The organism is Aquiluna borgnonia (genome assembly GCF_013283855.1).
In the GTDB taxonomy this organism is placed as follows: Bacteria; Actinomycetota; Actinomycetes; order Actinomycetales; family Microbacteriaceae; genus Aquiluna; species Aquiluna borgnonia.
Map to the genome: position 1 here is coordinate 962,589 of NZ_CP054056.1, position 15,242 is coordinate 977,830.

8 protein-coding genes and 1 tRNA gene are annotated in these 15,242 nt (G+C 55.3%); 3 read left to right on the top strand and 6 right to left on the bottom strand.

What is annotated here, in order from left to right:
• Nucleotides 1–56: 56 nt before the first annotated feature.
• From HRU87_RS04945 to HRU87_RS04955, 3 genes are all read right to left on the bottom strand, one after another.
• Nucleotides 57–133: transfer RNA gene (locus tag HRU87_RS04945), tRNA-Met, on the bottom strand.
• 29 nt (nt 134–162) lie between these two features.
• Nucleotides 163–3,030 (bottom strand): UPF0182 family membrane protein, encoded by a 2,868-nt coding sequence (locus HRU87_RS04950; RefSeq protein ID WP_173493822.1) that lies wholly within the window; start codon nt 3,028–3,030, stop codon nt 163–165.
• Between the two features lie 9 nt (nt 3,031–3,039).
• On the bottom strand, nt 3,040–4,101 hold the full coding sequence (locus HRU87_RS04955) for a YlbL family protein (RefSeq protein ID WP_173493823.1): 1,062 nt from the start codon (nt 4,099–4,101) through the stop codon (nt 3,040–3,042).
• A 185-nt stretch (nt 4,102–4,286) separates the two neighbouring features.
• Between HRU87_RS04955 and HRU87_RS04960 the strand changes: the two genes are divergently transcribed.
• The gene (locus HRU87_RS04960; RefSeq protein ID WP_173493824.1) at nt 4,287–5,510 is read left to right on the top strand and encodes a zinc-dependent metalloprotease; all 1,224 of its coding nucleotides are present in this window, start codon (nt 4,287–4,289) and stop codon (nt 5,508–5,510) included.
• Nucleotides 5,511–5,561: 51 nt separating this feature from the next.
• A complete protein-coding gene (locus HRU87_RS04965) occupies nt 5,562–6,560 on the top strand; it encodes a hypothetical protein (RefSeq protein WP_173493825.1) in 999 nt (332 codons plus the stop codon).
• On the opposite strand, the gene HRU87_RS04970 is transcribed toward HRU87_RS04965, so the two are convergent.
• Nucleotides 6,557–8,179 carry an ATP-dependent helicase gene (locus HRU87_RS04970; protein WP_173493826.1) on the bottom strand — a complete coding sequence of 541 codons (1,623 nt, stop codon included), beginning with the start codon at nt 8,177–8,179 and terminating at the stop codon, nt 6,557–6,559. The genes HRU87_RS04965 and HRU87_RS04970 overlap by 4 nt on opposite strands.
• Before the next feature lie 66 nt (nt 8,180–8,245).
• On the opposite strand from HRU87_RS04970, the gene HRU87_RS04975 reads away from it, so the two are divergent.
• Nucleotides 8,246–9,349 (top strand): phosphotransferase, encoded by a 1,104-nt coding sequence (locus HRU87_RS04975; RefSeq protein WP_173493827.1) that lies wholly within the window; start codon nt 8,246–8,248, stop codon nt 9,347–9,349.
• On the opposite strand, the gene HRU87_RS04980 is transcribed toward HRU87_RS04975, so the two are convergent.
• Both HRU87_RS04980 and HRU87_RS04985 read right to left on the bottom strand, forming a co-directional pair.
• Nucleotides 9,327–12,383, bottom strand: coding sequence for an ATP-dependent helicase (locus HRU87_RS04980; RefSeq protein WP_173493828.1), 3,057 nt, complete (start codon nt 12,381–12,383; stop codon nt 9,327–9,329). The genes HRU87_RS04975 and HRU87_RS04980 overlap by 23 nt on opposite strands.
• A complete protein-coding gene (locus tag HRU87_RS04985) occupies nt 12,376–15,237 on the bottom strand; it encodes an ATP-dependent DNA helicase (RefSeq protein ID WP_173493829.1) in 2,862 nt (953 codons plus the stop codon). Before HRU87_RS04985 ends, HRU87_RS04980 begins: the two co-directional genes overlap by 8 nt.
• Between the last annotated feature and the right edge of the window lie 5 nt (nt 15,238–15,242).

Here is a 15,242-nt window from a genome sequence, read left to right on the forward strand (position 1 = left end):
GGCGCCGAGAGTTATCCACAAGCAAAAACCCCTTGGTTTCCCAAGGGGTTTTCTATTGGTTGCGGGGGCAGGATTTGAACCTACGACCTCCGGGTTATGAGCCCGGCGAGCTACCGAACTGCTCCACCCCGCGGCGAAGTTCAAATCCTAGCAGATTCGTGACTACTCTGCCAAGAGCTCCAAAGCCTTCTCGATGGCAGCGGAGAGCTTCTGATCGGCCTCCCCGAACTTGGTCCAGTCGCCCTCGGCCAAAGCAGCCTGCTTCTCCTCAATGGCCTGACGAGCCTGCTCGAGCAGACCTGCCAACTCAGGATTGTCAGAGACAACCGGGGAAGATGTGCTGGCTCCAGGATTCACAGTCGTGGAGTCCCCGGCATCGACACCAGAGTTTCCACCGAACAATTTGTCCAAGGCTTCATCGAGGGTGTCCTCGAAGGCAATTTGATCTCCGAATGCGACCAGAATTTTCTGCAGCAGCGGATAGCTGGTTTCGCCGGTGGACTCAATGTAAACCGGCTGCACGTAGAGCAAGCCGCCACCCACCGGAAGCGTGAGCAGGTTTCCGTTTAGCACTCGAGTCGAACCTTGCCGCAGGATGTTGAGCAGCGAAGAAACGTTGCTGTCTGCGTTGAAGTTGTTCTGAACCTGACCTGGGCCGGGGACAATCGTCTCTCGAGGCAGGTTCAACAGGGTCAGCTTTCCGAAGTCTTCACTCACCGCCCCGGCCTTGCTTCCCGCATCTGCATTTGCAATCAGGTATCCGGTGAGCACGTTTCGAGCGGTGTCACCTGTGGACTGCGGAATGAAGGTTGAGTAGAGCGAGAAAGAGCTCTGAGTCTCGCCGGGTGCCTGCAGAGTCAGGTAGTAGGGCGGCTGCAGTGTTCCCAGGCCGTTGCCTTCCACCGGGTCATTCGGAGTCATCCAAGCATCCTGCTGCGAGTAGAACGAGCCGGCATCTGAAACGTGGTATCGACCCAGGATTGAGCGTTGCGCCTTAAAAAGGTCGGCAGGGTAGCGAACGTGGGCCATCAAGTCCCCGCTCATTTCACTCTTAGGCTGAACCGTGTCTGGGAAGACCTTCATCCAGGCCGCAAGAATTGGATCAGTCTCATCCCACGCGTAGAGGTCAACCGAACCGTCATACGCGTCCACAGTCGCCTTCACAGAGTTTCGGATGTAGTTAACACTCGTGGCGCCTGAACCAAAGGTCTCGGAGGCTGAATCCAGCTTGGCAGCGAGGAAATTCTCCACGTTTGAGTATGGGTACTGGTTGGTGGTGGTGTAACCATCGATGATCCACTTGATTCGACCATCGACAACCGCGGGGTAAACCTCAGAATCCAGGGTTAGGTATGGTGCAACCTCCTGCACCCTGGTTGCAGGGTCACGGTTATAGAGAATTTGCGAATTGGAATTGATGGCATCCGATAGCAGAATCTGCTCGCTTTGGAACTTCAGAGCGTAGGCAACGCGAGTCATCAGATCGCCGAGCTTAGGGCCGCCATCACCCGAGAATGTGGTGTAGGTCTCGTTCTGACCGTCCTCACCGGCGGGGAAGTCAAATTCCAAAGGCTCCGCACCCTCGGCTGCGCCAACGATTGAGTAGGCAGGCGAGTTCGCACCGAAGTAAACCCGAGGTTCAAAGTCACCCAAAGCCCCAACGCTTGGAATACCGGACTGCAGGAACAGTGGCTTACCATCGCTGTCGCGCTTATTTCCATAAGCGGCAACTAGACCAAATCCGTGGGTGTAGACAATTGTTGAGTTGTACCAGGACTGCGAGTCGCCAAGACCTGCCTGGTTCAACTCTCGAACTGCCACGACGGTGTCCTGCACCTGGCCATCAATCAGGTAGCGGTCAATGTGCAGTCGGTTTGGGAAGCTGTAGTACTGGCGGTACTGCTCTAGCTGCCTAAAGGCATCTGAGACCAGTGCCGGGTCAAGAATTCGAATTGATGCAGTGGTCTTTGCGTCATTGCGCAGGGCACCAGGCTCAGCGACCACCTTTGCGTCGTACTCGACAACCTCTACCTCGTCTAGGCCGTAGGCCAGCTGGGTAGCGTCAATGTTCTTTTGCAGGAAGGGGCTTTCCAGGGTTCGCTCATTTGGAACCACCTGGAAGGTCTGAATCAGCCAAGGGTAGAGGCCCCCGAGGACGATTGAGCTGACCACCATGAGCGCGGTTCCGATGATTGAGATGCGCCACTGTCCGATGATTGCAGTTACTAGGAAAAGCGCCGCTACAGCAACTGAAATCAAGGCGAGAATCTGAAGACCCGGAATTATGGCGTTGGCAGCGGTGAAGTTCACTCCGGTGAACAGCGGGCCGCTCGCAGTCACGGTAGCGTACTGATCCAGCCATATGCTCACACCCTGAAGGGTTAGGTAAAGCGCCACTAGAACCGATAGCTGAACTCTGGCTGGTTTTGAAACCTTTACCTCGCGCCCGGTGATTCGAATTCCACCGTAGATAAGGTGGACAGCTCCGTTAATCAGACCAGCCAGCAGCACCGCGCCCGAAAGATATCCCACGGCAAAAGTCCAAAATGGCAGCTGGAAAACGTAGAAGCCGACGTCCAAACCGAAGTGAGCATCGGTGGTTCCAAAGTTTGAACCGGTCAAAAACAGGGCAATGGTCTCCCACTGCCTGGAAGCTAACAGGCCACCAAAAATTCCAACCACGACCGGCAGGCCAAAGCGCACGAGCTTTCCAACACCTTCGATCATCTGCTGATAGGCCTGGAAGGGCGAGGCTTCAGGTAGGCGAAGGTATACGGGTCGGTTGCGCCACGCGAGCGCTAGACCAATTGCCACCAGCAGGGTCATAACCAACCAGCCCACCAGGAAGCTGACGACCTGGCCAGCAATCTCAGTCAAAAACACAACCTCAAAATCCAGCTGTCTAAACCACAGCCAGTCCGTGTATGCCCCAGCGGCACTGAATAGCACCACGGCAATGACCGCAATAATGCTGATTGCCACTGAAAAAGGCGAAGGTTTTCTTATCGGTCGTCCTGGAACATTGGTCATGGTCATCTCCTACGGTGCGCAGCTAATCTCGGGCACGGTACCCGAGTCTTCAAACTCGGCAATAGCTGCGAGCGCCGAGTCTAGGTTTTCAACGATAACAACAGAAAGCCCTTCGGGAATCTGCCCAATAACTTCGGAGCAGTTACCCTCGGGGGCGAGGAACAGGGTTGCCCCGGCATTCCTAGCCGCAATCATCTTTAGTCCGATCCCGCCAATTGGTCCGACCTCACCGTTTGCGCTGATGGTTCCAGTGCCGGCGATGTGGGTGTTTGAGGCCATGGACCCCGGAGTTAGCGAGTCGATGATTCCGAGGCTGAATATCAAACCGCCTGAGGGTCCGCCAACATCACCAAGCTGGAGATTGATTTCAACCGGGAAGTCATAGGTGTATCCCACCATTGCGCCCAGGTAATAGGAATCGTCTTTCAACTCTGGAGTTATCGGCACATCTAACTCTTTGCCATCGCGCGAAACTTTGAGAATGACTTCTCTTCCCTCGGATGCTTGTACCGCGGCACGCAACTCCTCGTAGGTGGCAACAGGAACCGAGTCCACCTGGAGCACAAAATCAGCCGCCACCAGCTTCTTAGAGGCCGGGGTGTCTGCAATCACAGAGGCCACATAGAGCTCTCGGTCGAAGGTGTAACCAAGCTCGCCAAGTGCAGCCGCTATGGCGTCTTGCTGCGAGACCTCCATCTGCGCGGAAGACTCTGCCCTCACCTGCTCGGTCGAGAGGTTGGGAGGATAAACCTCATCTAGGGGCAACACCACCTGGTTGGGGTCTAACCAAGCCACCAATACCTGAAACCAACCCGGGTTTGATTCCCGGTTGCCCAGTAGTGAAACGGTAGTAATGTCCAAACGCGTTTCACTTTCAAAAATCTCGGTGTCCGTTGAACTGATCACCGGCTCGGAGTCAATCTCGCCCATGACGTTGAAGACAGCTCCAGGCCGCTCAATTACATACCCGGACGGCAGGAGCATCAAAGACCCAATGCTGAAAAGCAGCAGCGTCGTTATTGCAAAGCTGGTGCGCCTGCGCTTTGGGTTATTGCCGTTGAAAAAAGTCATTGGGTCAATGCTAAGTTGCCTGGAGCAGACCAGAGCCAACGACCTAACGCCGTGGGCGAACACAGCGCTTTCGCAGCAAATTTTCAAGCGTTGCAAGCTAATTAGCGATAGCGTCAAGAGCTGTCGAAAGGGACGACTTGGACGAACAAAATAGCCGGGAAGAACTGGAAAAACTTCTCAAGCAAATGTTTGAGTCAGGCCAGTTAAACCCTGAGGAGTTGGCCAAGGTGGCGGGTGCGAGCATGAGCCCACAACTGATGGGTCAACTTTTCGAACAGGTCCGCGCGATGATGTCCGATTCCACGGGACCCGTGAACTGGGAACTGGCAACTAAAACCGCCACCGATCTGGCAACCAAGGAGCAGCGCGAAGCCAGCTCGAACCTGACCGGGGAGCTCCAGAAGGCCTTTGAGATGGCAGCTCTGTGGCTCTCCGAGGTGACGGAGTTTGCCAATTCGGAAACGCCCAAGCAGCTCACAAGAAAACTATGGGTGCAGGACTCGATTCCACTTTTCCGTGAGCTTGCGGAACCAGTGGCAACTTCGATGTCCAAGGCTCTGAGTGAAAACCTCAGGGGGACGGTGCCGGAAGAGCTGGCGGGGATGATAGGCCCCGCGAGTAAGTTCCTGCAAAACGCTGGAGCCGTGATGTTTGCCGCTCAACTTGGACAGGCCGTTGGCAAGCTTTCCCAAAACGTTCTCTCCAGCACTGAGATTGGACTCCCACTGAGTAGTCGCCCTGGGTTTGTAACCCAGAACCTCGAAGCGTTTCTCTCTGAGCTTGAGGTGCAAAAAAGTGAAATGCTGATTTTCCTGTGCATTCGCGAGCTTGCCACCAGCGCCCTCTACGCAAGTAACCGCTGGCTGAGGGAGCAGCTGATCACCCAGGTCAGGGAATTTGCCGCAGGCTTGAGGGTAGATCTAAGTTCCATCCAAGAATTAGCCGCCCAGGTCGATCCATCAGATCCCAGCACCTTCCAGTCCGTTATTGAATCCGGTGCGCTGATTACCCCGAGAACTCAAGAGCAAGAGACCGCTCTCGAACGGATTGAACTGCTGCTCGCACTCGTTGAGGGATGGGCTGATGCCGTTAGTTTGCAAGCTGCCAGCCGGCTCCCCTCGCATGGCGCCCTCATGGAGGTGCTCCGCCGGCACCAAGCGGTCGGGGCTGCTCAGAAGACATTTGCAACTCTGTTGGGGCTGGAACTCAAGCCGAGACTGCAGCGCGAGTCAATGGCGATGTGGCAACAGGTCCGCTTATCTCTGCCACTGGCCAAGGCCGATAGCCTGTGGAGCCATCCAGATCAACTTCCAAATGCTCAGGAAATTCAGAACCCGGAGCTCCTAATCAGTCGCATCAATGGTTCCGACGACGACCTGGACCAGGAGCTTCGCAACCTTTTGGGTTAGACCTGTGGAAAGTGCCGAGCAGGATTTTTTCGAAAACTCCAAGCTTGGGACATGGCCAAACAAATCAATCCCTCACTGGCAAGAATTTGGCAGGATCACAACCAGCGCCGCTACGGAGCCACAACCAGTAACTTGGTCTCGGTGAACTCGGAGGCCGAGCATCGTGCTTTGGATTTGCTCGAAACCGGACTCACCAATGCACAGTTTGAAAACCTAGACGTGCTCGCGAAGATTGAGCGCCGAGACCTTGACCCCCTGCTCGCGCGGTTAGGGCCTCTGCTGACCCACACCTCACACTTCCTACCTGAGCTGAGCGCACAAGAGGTCGAGCAGCGCTTCGCTGAGATTCTTCGGCTTTACTCAACCGGGGTCCAGGATCCCGCGCGGCTGATGAAACTACGAAGTTCGCAAACCATATTCGTCTCTGACCTCTCGGTCGCCGGCCTCATCGCCACCAGAGCGCTGTTCACCATCGGATTCGGAAGCGTCATTACTTTTGATGCCACCAGGGTGAGAAGTAAAGACACCGCAGAGCTCGGATATCCCGCGGAACTGATTGGCGCAACTAGGCATCAGGCAGCCTGCCAACTGCTTGGGAAAACCAAGAGCGAGCTTCGCCTGCACACCAGGAGGGGCGAAGGGCTTGAGGCTGTTTCAGCCGGGCTCCTTCTAGACAACGATGTCGTGGATCCTGAGCTCTATCAACCTTGGATGAACCGCGAAACCCCGCACATCGCCGTCTGCTTTACAGAGCTGGGGGCAAGCGTTTCTCAACTTGTTCTTCCTGGCCAAACAGCCTGCTTGGCCTGCAGCGAAGTAGAGAAGATGGACCGCGACCCCGACTGGGTCAAGGTCGCCACACAGCTAAACCAGTTGGATCGAAATTTTGCTGATTCGAGTTCACTTTTGACCTCACTCGGGCTCGCTATTCAACGAATTGCCCTGCAGTTGGCCGGACAGGAAGTTAGCGGGGGTGCCCTGGAATACCAAGCAAAAACCGGTCAGGTTGTAGAGCTTGAACCAGTGACTAGAAATTGCGGCTGCCGCTAGAGCAGCTTGAGAAAACTCGACCTTTCACGATCGCTGATGTAGCTCATTGTGAGCTGATCGCAAGCCCTGGTGATGGCAACATAAAACAGGCGCCGCTCCTCGGCCAACTGAGCTTCAGTCTTGGCGTGTGAAATAGGGAACCAGCCCTGATTCAAGCCGCAAAGGTAAACAGCGCGCCACTCCAAACCCTTGGTGGCATGGACTGTGGCGAGGGTAATGGCCTCCCGAATCGGTTCATCGCCTGAGCGCTCCCGCTCCCCAAGCTCTCGAACAAATTCATCCAGCGAGGGGCTGCCCAGCTCATCAAATATCTCCATGAACCAATTTAGATTGCGCCACTTCTCAGACTTGGACTCCTGAGAGCTCCAACCCAGCTGGCTGAGGATCTCACTGAGCAACATGAATAGTGGTTGCGGCTGGGTGGATATCTGAAGTGCCCGAATGGCCAGCATTGCCTTCTGCACCTCAGGAATGCGGAAAAATCGACCCGCGCCGCGGACCTGAACCGATATTCCAAGAGTGCCCAGCTCGCGCTCGATTGGCTCCAACTGAGAGTTGATGCGAGAGAGAACTGCTATGTCACTGGGTGCCCAGCCCTCAGCCAGCGACTTCGCGATGCCGGAGGCAATTCGTTTTGCCTCTGCGCTGGCGCTCGCCGCCTCAATTACGACTGGGCTCGTTAGCTCTCCCCTGACCGGCTCCAGATTTCTGGTGGAAGCCACCGAGTTTGCACTGGCAACAATTTCAGAGGTTGAGCGGTAGTTTCGATTCAGTTCGAAAATTTCAGCGTTCGGGTAACGTGAGCCAAAACCGGTGAGGAACCCCGCATCAGCCCCGGCGAAACCGTAGATTGCTTGCCTGGGGTCTCCAACGACGCACACATCTTCGCGCTCGCCCAACCAGGTTTCGAGCAGGGCCTGCTGCAGCGGCGAAATATCTTGGTACTCATCCACCGTAAAGAACCGATATTGCTGCTGGACGTGCTCCAGCATCCGATCCTCACTCCTCAGAAGTCCGAGGGTTAGAGTCAGCACGTCTTCCCAATCGGCCAGGCGCTTCTGCTGCTTATAGTTCGAGTAGGCCTCCAAAACAGTTACAAATCTTTCCGGAGAGAAACCAGCGATGACGCCGCGTTCACGCTCTAGGTATTGACCAGGTGAAACCAAGCTGTAGCTCACCAACTCGATTTCAGCAGCCAGCTCCCTAAGCTCCTCATCGCGAAGTTCAAGCCGAAGCTCGCCGAGAACCTCCCTCAGTGCCGGGAGCTTGTTGGTCAAAAGTTTGGGAGGCAAACCGCCGGTGAGTTGAGGCCAGAAAAACTGCAACTGCCCCAGGGCCGCTGAGTGAAAGGTTCGAACCGCCACCTCAGTGACGCCCAGGGAGCGCAGTCGGGAACGAAGTTCACTGGCGGCACGATTGGTATAGGTGAGGGCAAGTATCCGATTAGCGGCAAAAACTCCTCGATCGATTCCGTAGGCGATGCGGTGTGAGATGGTTCTTGTCTTGCCGCTACCCGCTCCAGCCAAAATCCCGACTGGCCCCCGAAGTGCCTGGGCAGCCTCACGCTGTTGCTCATCAAGGCCAGCAAGTAGTGGGTGACCGACTGAGTCTTGGCTCATCTGCAATCCTTTGGGTTCGCGTGGCATTGCCGCCAGAGCGCAACAAGAGCGTCTAACCTAAACGGTGTGGGACGACCTGCTCTGATTTTAGCTGCACTGGCAGCCGACGCCGCGCCTGGAAAAAACTTTAGGCACTACCTCAAAATTACCGACAACCCGGACATCGAGGTGTTGCGTCTTTGGGACGCCGAGGGCCAAAGCTATGAGCTTAAAATGCCCGCTAGCGCCGCCGGAATCACAGAGTTAGCGACCGAGATCACCGTGTTGCAAGCCCTGAACCAGGCCAAACTTAGTCTCCCGTTCGCTATCCCTAACCAAGTCGGTCAAACTCAAGATTTTGATGGGCAGCGAGCCGTGCTTTTCACTCTTCTCGGAGGCAGCTCTCCAGATCTCTCAAGACTGGGGCCTGGGGCATTTTCAAAGTCTTTCGCTGAAGCAATGGCCTCGCTACACAATTGTGAAACCCAGCCAATCATCGAAGCTGGTTTGCCCAGTTACGATGCGACCACCGTCCTGCACCACAAGGTTCAGGAGCTTGATCGCATGGCCGCCACCGGTCGCATTCCAGCCGCGCTTTTGAGCCGCTGGGAAACCGCCCTGGAAGACATCGGACTTTTCCGCTTCCACCCAACCCTGACTCACTCAGCAATCAACTCGGAGGCCGTGCTGGTTGAGAACCAGCAGGTTGTTGGCATTACTGGGTTCAATGCTTTGTGTGTCGGCGACCCCGCCGAAGACTTCCGCTGGTTAGCCTCGGGGGCTGTCGCATCGACCCTAGATGACGCCCTGCTGCATTACCGCGCGGCCAGACCTCAAGCAGATGAGAACCTGGCCCAGCGCGCGATTCTTTATTCCGAACTGGAATTGGGATCCTGGCTACTTCACTGCCTGAGCATTGGTGACGCCGAGCAGATAAAGCAAGCAGAAGATCTCCTCAATGACCTGAAAGAAAATCTTGAGGCGGGAAATCTCAAGGAGCTAACCGCGACCAGCTTTGTTGGCCTAGCTGTCGCCAGCAGCATCATTCCGCAGGCAATGCCAACCCAACCGATCGAAACCCTCTCCCCATCAGCATTGCAAGAAGAAGTTGAAGAGCAGGATCAGGACGCCCCTGCCGATGACCTAACCCAAGCTGAGCCGACTGAGACTACCCTCGACGAGCTGTTCTAGCTTTCGTCAACGCTTCGACTAGTTCCGCCTCACTAGGCAGTCGACTGGGCATTACCTCTTTTGCATCACCGGCAAAATAAAAACAGGCCTGAACGCGCTCGACACCAACCTGCAGCCATTTCGATAGAGCAATGCGGTAGAGGGCAAGCTGCATGGCGCGTGCCTCGAGCAAAGCTGGATCGGTCGGAGAATTACCCGACTTCCAATCCACGACTAAAAATCCGAGTTCGGTCTCGAACACGGCATCGAGCTTGCAAACTACAACTAGGCCATCTAGCACGATCTCGATGCTCTGCTCTACAAACTTTGGTTCAAGCGAAGCGAATCGACTCTGCGCAAAGTTCTTGACTAGCTGGTCATCCAAGTCAATGTCAACTTCATCACCGAGCAGCCAGTCCTCAATCAAAGCGTGAAAGTCCGTGCCGGCTTGGGCTGAGGCAGAGAAGAGGCCGGGCATCGGTCTCACTAGCGACTCGGCAAATTTTTCTGGTTCCGCTATCAGCCGCATCAGCGCTGAGGCAGAAAGCCGGCGAGGGAATGCTGAGGTCGGCCTGGAGGCATTTCGCTCGCGCTCCTCCAGCAGGAGTGCAAACTCGGTGAAGTTCTCAATGCGAGCGGGCTCAGCCGCTGAGACTGCCGCTGCGCCTTGAGCTAGAGCATCACGCTTTTCTCCCAATGGGTCAAAAGGCCAGATTTTGATTTGGGAATTTCCTGAAGCCGGGTTAACCGGATCTGGCTCAGGAATTTCAATTGTGTTGCGGCACAGACCTGACTCAAGAAGTTCAACAAGGAATCCAGAAATGGGCCGCGGTTTTTTAAGTCCGGGTTTGTAATAGGAGGCGGTCAGGTGAAGCTCGCGTTTGGCCCGGGTGAACCCTACGTAAGCAAGTCTGCGCTCCTCAATTAGGTGCTTGGCTCGATTTTTGTCTTGAAATTCGTCAAATAGTTTTTTTAGTTCACCTTGAGTCTGAGTCGTTTGGAAGGCAAATTCGGGCAGTGCCTGAGAATCGCCTCTGAGCGAGAAGGGAACTTTGCCACTTGCCAACCAGCCTTTAGCCCCACGACCTTCAATTGGAAAGCTTCCCTGGTTCAGCTGGGCTATGGCCACCACATCCCACTCCAGGCCTTTGGCGGCATGGATGGACATGATTTGTACCACTCCCTGCTTTGCTCCCGACCTGGGGAGCTCAAAGCTCTCCCTTTGCTTGGCGTGATCCAACCAATTCAGCATGGATCCCAAGGTTGGTCGCAGGGCTGCCTGTTCGAACTCTGCGATGCGCGCGATGAAAGCTTCCAGGTTCGAAAGCGGGTTGACTGAGGTGCCAGCAGAAAACAGTTCGATGTCAATTTCGAGCTCCTTGACGATGCTCCACGCGAGTTCAGAGAGCGGAATTGAAACCCTGGAGCGCATTCTGCGAATGACTTGCGCAGCAGCTATCAACCTTGATCTCCCTGCATCGGAGAAGTTTCCAATTTCTGAATCCCGGCACAATTCATCCAACGCCTCAACAATGGTGACCGGCTGCGAGGCGACCACCTCGTCTCTCACTCTTGAGAGGAACCTTGCTAAATCACCCAGAGCTGCTAAATCTTTTGCACCAACTCTCCATTTTGGCCCCGCCAAAAGTCGCATCAACTGAGCCCCGGCCTCCGGTCGCTCAATAACGCTCAGGGCGGCAATTAGGTCCATTACCTCTGGAAGTTCAAGAAGCGAGGAAAGCCCGCTGACCTCGACCACCAAACCTCGCTTGGTGAGGGCTTCGGAAAGTTCTGCCATGGATGCCTTAGTCCGTGTCAGCAAGGCTGCCGAGGTGTTTTCATCGACTCGCTCCATAAACCACTGAGCCAGCGCCGCTGCCTCCTCTGCCTCGGTCTGGTAAACCGCCGCCGTCACCTGATCGTCATGCTGAGGTTTTCCTGCCTCGAGCGTTACCGGAGCTAACTCGGGTTGACTCAAGTTCAGAGCATGGGCTGTGGCATTTGCCGCAGCAACTACCGCTGGGCCTGAACGCCATGATTTGGAAAGTGTGAAAGTAACCGGCCGTGGACTGCCAAAGTCTTGGTGAAAGCCGGTCAAATTTCGACTGCTGGCTCCGCGCCAACCATAAATTGCCTGGTTTGGGTCCCCCACCGCAAGAACCGACTTACCAGCAAACAGCCTTGAAAGCAGCTTGGTCTGAATAGTTGAGGTGTCCTGGTACTCATCCAGTAAGACAAATCGATGCTGATGCTCGAATGGTTTTTCCAATGCCTTGAGGGCAAGTGCTACCTGATCGGCGAAGTCAACCAAATTTCGTTTGGACTTTAGAGAGCGATACTCCTCGGCCAAATCGGCGAGCAACTGGTTTTGCCCCGCTGATGCCAAGAGGTCCTCTGTGTAAGCAAAGCGCTCCATGGAGCCGCTGGCATTCTTCGGAAGGCCAGAGACATGATCGATGAAAAATTGCAGGTGCTGATTCATCGACTCGGCGGAAATTTGGTTATCGGTCAGCTCGGATGCGAGGGCCAAAACCAAGTCAATCAGATGAGACTTGGACTTCTCCCAGTCCTCGAGTCGAGCGTGAGTCTCTAGGTTGAGTGACCGCACCAGCTCATCCGCCAGAGACACTGAGGCTGCCTCGGTCAGCAGGGTTGCATCCTGCTCAAATCCAACGGAGAGGGCCAACCTCCGGAAAATATCATTACCAAATGAGTTATAGGTTGCGATGTAGGCGGGTGAGAAATCCTGCTCCAGGTCTGCTGGCCAAAAATCAGTTTCCCGAAGTCGATACAGAGCCTGATTGACGCGGGCCGAGAGCTCAGCGGCAGCCTTCCTGGTGAAGGTGAGTCCTAGCACCTCGTCTGGCCGAGCCAACGAGTTGGCCACCAGGTAAAGCACCCTGAGGCTCATCAGCTCAGTCTTTCCGCTTCCGGCTCCGGCGATGACAAGGGCTGGGGAATCGAAGGGTGCCCCTTCGATGACGGCCCGTTGCTCGTTGGTCAGGGTGTGCTTGGAGACCAGTGCGTAAATTTCATCAGCGGAAAAATTAGCCACCGGTGATCACCTTGCCAATCAGCAGTTGGCAATTTCCGGCCTGCAGGCAGTGAGAGCTGACGTTGGCTGCAAACCTCGCGGCCCCGGCCTGCTGCTCGACATCCGCAAGCAGTTTCGTGATCTCAGATTCCAGTTCTTCAGTGAGCGGAGGCTGCTGCAGGACCTTGAGTTTTTGCTCTCCAACCGAGACGATTTTTGCTCCGGCAAGCTCATGTCCCAGCTCGCGCATTGCCAGTTGATAAACCGCGAGTTGGCGATGGCCGGAGACTTCGGCCTGCGAAGGAGTCCTCCCTGTTTTCAGATCCACGACCGCCACGGAACCATCTGGTAGCTGTTCGACACGGTCAATTTTTCCGGCAATCTGAAGTCGGCCCAGGTTGAGCTCAAATTTTTGTTCAGCCTGCATAAGCAAGTCGGCGGATTCGAGGTAATCGGCAACTGCCGAAAGCATTCGAAGTGCTTTGCGCTTCTGAGTTTGAGCCTGCCAGCTGGATTCGAACTCCAAGGTGTGCCAATTGCTCTCTAGATACTGAACCAGTTCATCCCGATGGCCACCCTGCTCCATAGCAGCGTGCAGCAGAGTCCCCAGTGAAGCCTCAAAACCACTGCCATCACCACCGAAGCTTTCGATGAACCAGTGCACCGGACACTTTTCAAAAGCCTCAAGCTTTGACGGTGAGAATCTAACTTTCTCGCCTTCAGAAACCAGGGGTTCATCTGTAGAGAGGGGAAGTAGCCCCTGCCATGAACTTGGATGAGCACCGGGGACACCCATGAGTGCCAGTGCAGCAAGCTTGCCTACATTTTCAGTGTTACCGACTCTTAGCTGGGCTCGATAGGAACCAACCAACCGCCTGAGGTCAAAGCTCACCAGCTCAAGGCTGATTTCAGGCTCAAGTCCTAGGAGTTGAAAAAATTGCGATGGCTGCTCTTCACTGCTGATCATTGCCGAGAGCTCGCACCGCTGCGAGGCAGCACCGATCGCCTTGTAGAGCAAGCGAATTTCATCCTGGAGCTCCCCTCGAACCACTCGGTCCGGGGACTCCACTTTTCCTGACAGGTACCCCGCCAACGAACTAGCTCCCAGTAGCGAAGTCCGCGGCCTGAGGTTTGGCCATATCCCATCCTGAAGCCTCGGAAGAAAAACAGTGTGAAACGATCTACCTGAGATTGAGGACGCCGTTGTCAAAACCACCGCATCGATACTGGATGTGGCTGCAAGCGAGTCTTCAGGGATCGACTGTTCTAGCTGCTCGAGGCAAAATGTTCTCGCGTCTCCAAGATTATTTTCAGAGAAGCGATTGGCTGCTGCCACCAACTGTAAAGCAGCATCAATGTCAAGATTTGCGCCCCGAGCCACCGCTGAGTTCCCCCTGCCCAAAACTTGACGCTGGGAGAGGTTTGCGGCCTCCAAAACTAAAGAGATGGCCTGCGGAGCTGAAGCTTCCGGGTGGCCCCTAAGCGTTCGCAGCAGTGCGATGACAAAGTTTAACTTCTTGATTTCTGAGGTTTTTGGCTCGTGCTCAATTTCCAAAGCCGAGGCCCAAAATTGTGCTGGGTCCGAGTACTCAAAATCTCCGAAGGCAATCAACTGACGCCGCAGTCGCCTGATGCCAATGCTGTCCAGACCGACCAGCGAGGATTCCAGAAGTTGAACCACGTCTGTGGATTCCGATGACTGGTATGCCAGTCGTAAAAGCTCCAGCACGGCGCGGGCAAAGGGTTGATCGCGCAGAGCACTTTGGCTTCCACTAATGGAAACCGGAACGTTCCTTGCACTGAGGGCACTTGCAAGCTGCTCAAGCTGAGGTCGGGTTCTGGCAACCACGGCGATCCCACTAAAACTTAGATTCTCCTGGAGCCTGGCTCGACGAATTTCTGCGGCCAGCCAATCCGCCTCAGCCACCTGGTTCAGGAATGTTCGCGCCCCCACAGTTACCCCTGCGGGCTTGGGGCGCTGCGGTCCGGCAAGTTGAGCCGGTAGTTTGCCCGAGAGTTTTGAGAGGGCCTGGGAAAACTTGGTTCTTGGCTCAAGGTAATGCTTCGGAACCGAGGGGAATCTAGAAAGGTACCCCTCGGGTAGGGCAGTTCTGAATCCCAGTGACGCGGCATCTGGGTCTCCAAACAGCACAAGATTTTTACCCTGCGAAAGCTCAGCCACAAATTCCAAGCCCGCCCGCGAAAAGTCGTGAGCGTCATCAACCAGGATGTGACTGAAAGAGGCCTGCCTTGGCGCGGTGCTAATTAGAAGCGCCGGATCAAGGGCGCCAGAACGCTTCACCGCCTCCAGATAGAGCGGGAGTAGCTCGGTGGCAATGTCTATGCCCTTGGTTTTGACAGTAATTTCTTCCAGCTGCTTGGGTTCCAAATTGAATTCCAGGCAGACGGTAATAAGGTCTCGTATCTCCTGAATGAATCCTTCCAGGCTCACAGTTTGAAAGTTGAAGCCCCAGGGAGCCTTCGGGCTGCTCGAGACCAACTCCCGGAGAATCTTTTGCTGAGCACTTCCGCTGAGGAGGCGAACCCCGGCTTCCTTGATGCGGTGCTGAGCGAATGCAAATGAGGTGATTGACTGGGCCCGGGGTGCGGCGGCGGCTTTTTGGCTGTCCAGTGAGACTTGATCTCGCAGGTCGCTGGCTTGAGCACGATTAGGGGTTAGCACCAAGATGTCTGATGGCTCGACACCGGCTCTCTCGACCTCGATAACCAATTGCCCAAGCAGGGTTGTCTTACCTGAACCTGGTGAACCGACAACCGCATGGTGGCCAGTGAGCAAGTCGGGAGCGAATCCGGGCAGGGTCGAAGGCAGCGAAGATGGGGTCGCTGGAACAAAGACTGCTTCTGCTGGAGTCACCTCCC

Coding starts and splice junctions, on each gene's coding strand:
- HRU87_RS04950 (WP_173493822.1), bottom strand. CDS start 3,030: ATGACCAATGTTCCAGGACGACCGATAAGAAAACCTTCGCCTTTTTCA.
- HRU87_RS04955 (WP_173493823.1), bottom strand. CDS start 4,101: ATGACTTTTTTCAACGGCAATAACCCAAAGCGCAGGCGCACCAGCTTT.
- HRU87_RS04960 (WP_173493824.1), top strand. CDS start 4,287: ATGTTTGAGTCAGGCCAGTTAAACCCTGAGGAGTTGGCCAAGGTGGCG.
- HRU87_RS04965 (WP_173493825.1), top strand. CDS start 5,562: ATGGCCAAACAAATCAATCCCTCACTGGCAAGAATTTGGCAGGATCAC.
- HRU87_RS04970 (WP_173493826.1), bottom strand. CDS start 8,179: ATGAGCCAAGACTCAGTCGGTCACCCACTACTTGCTGGCCTTGATGAG.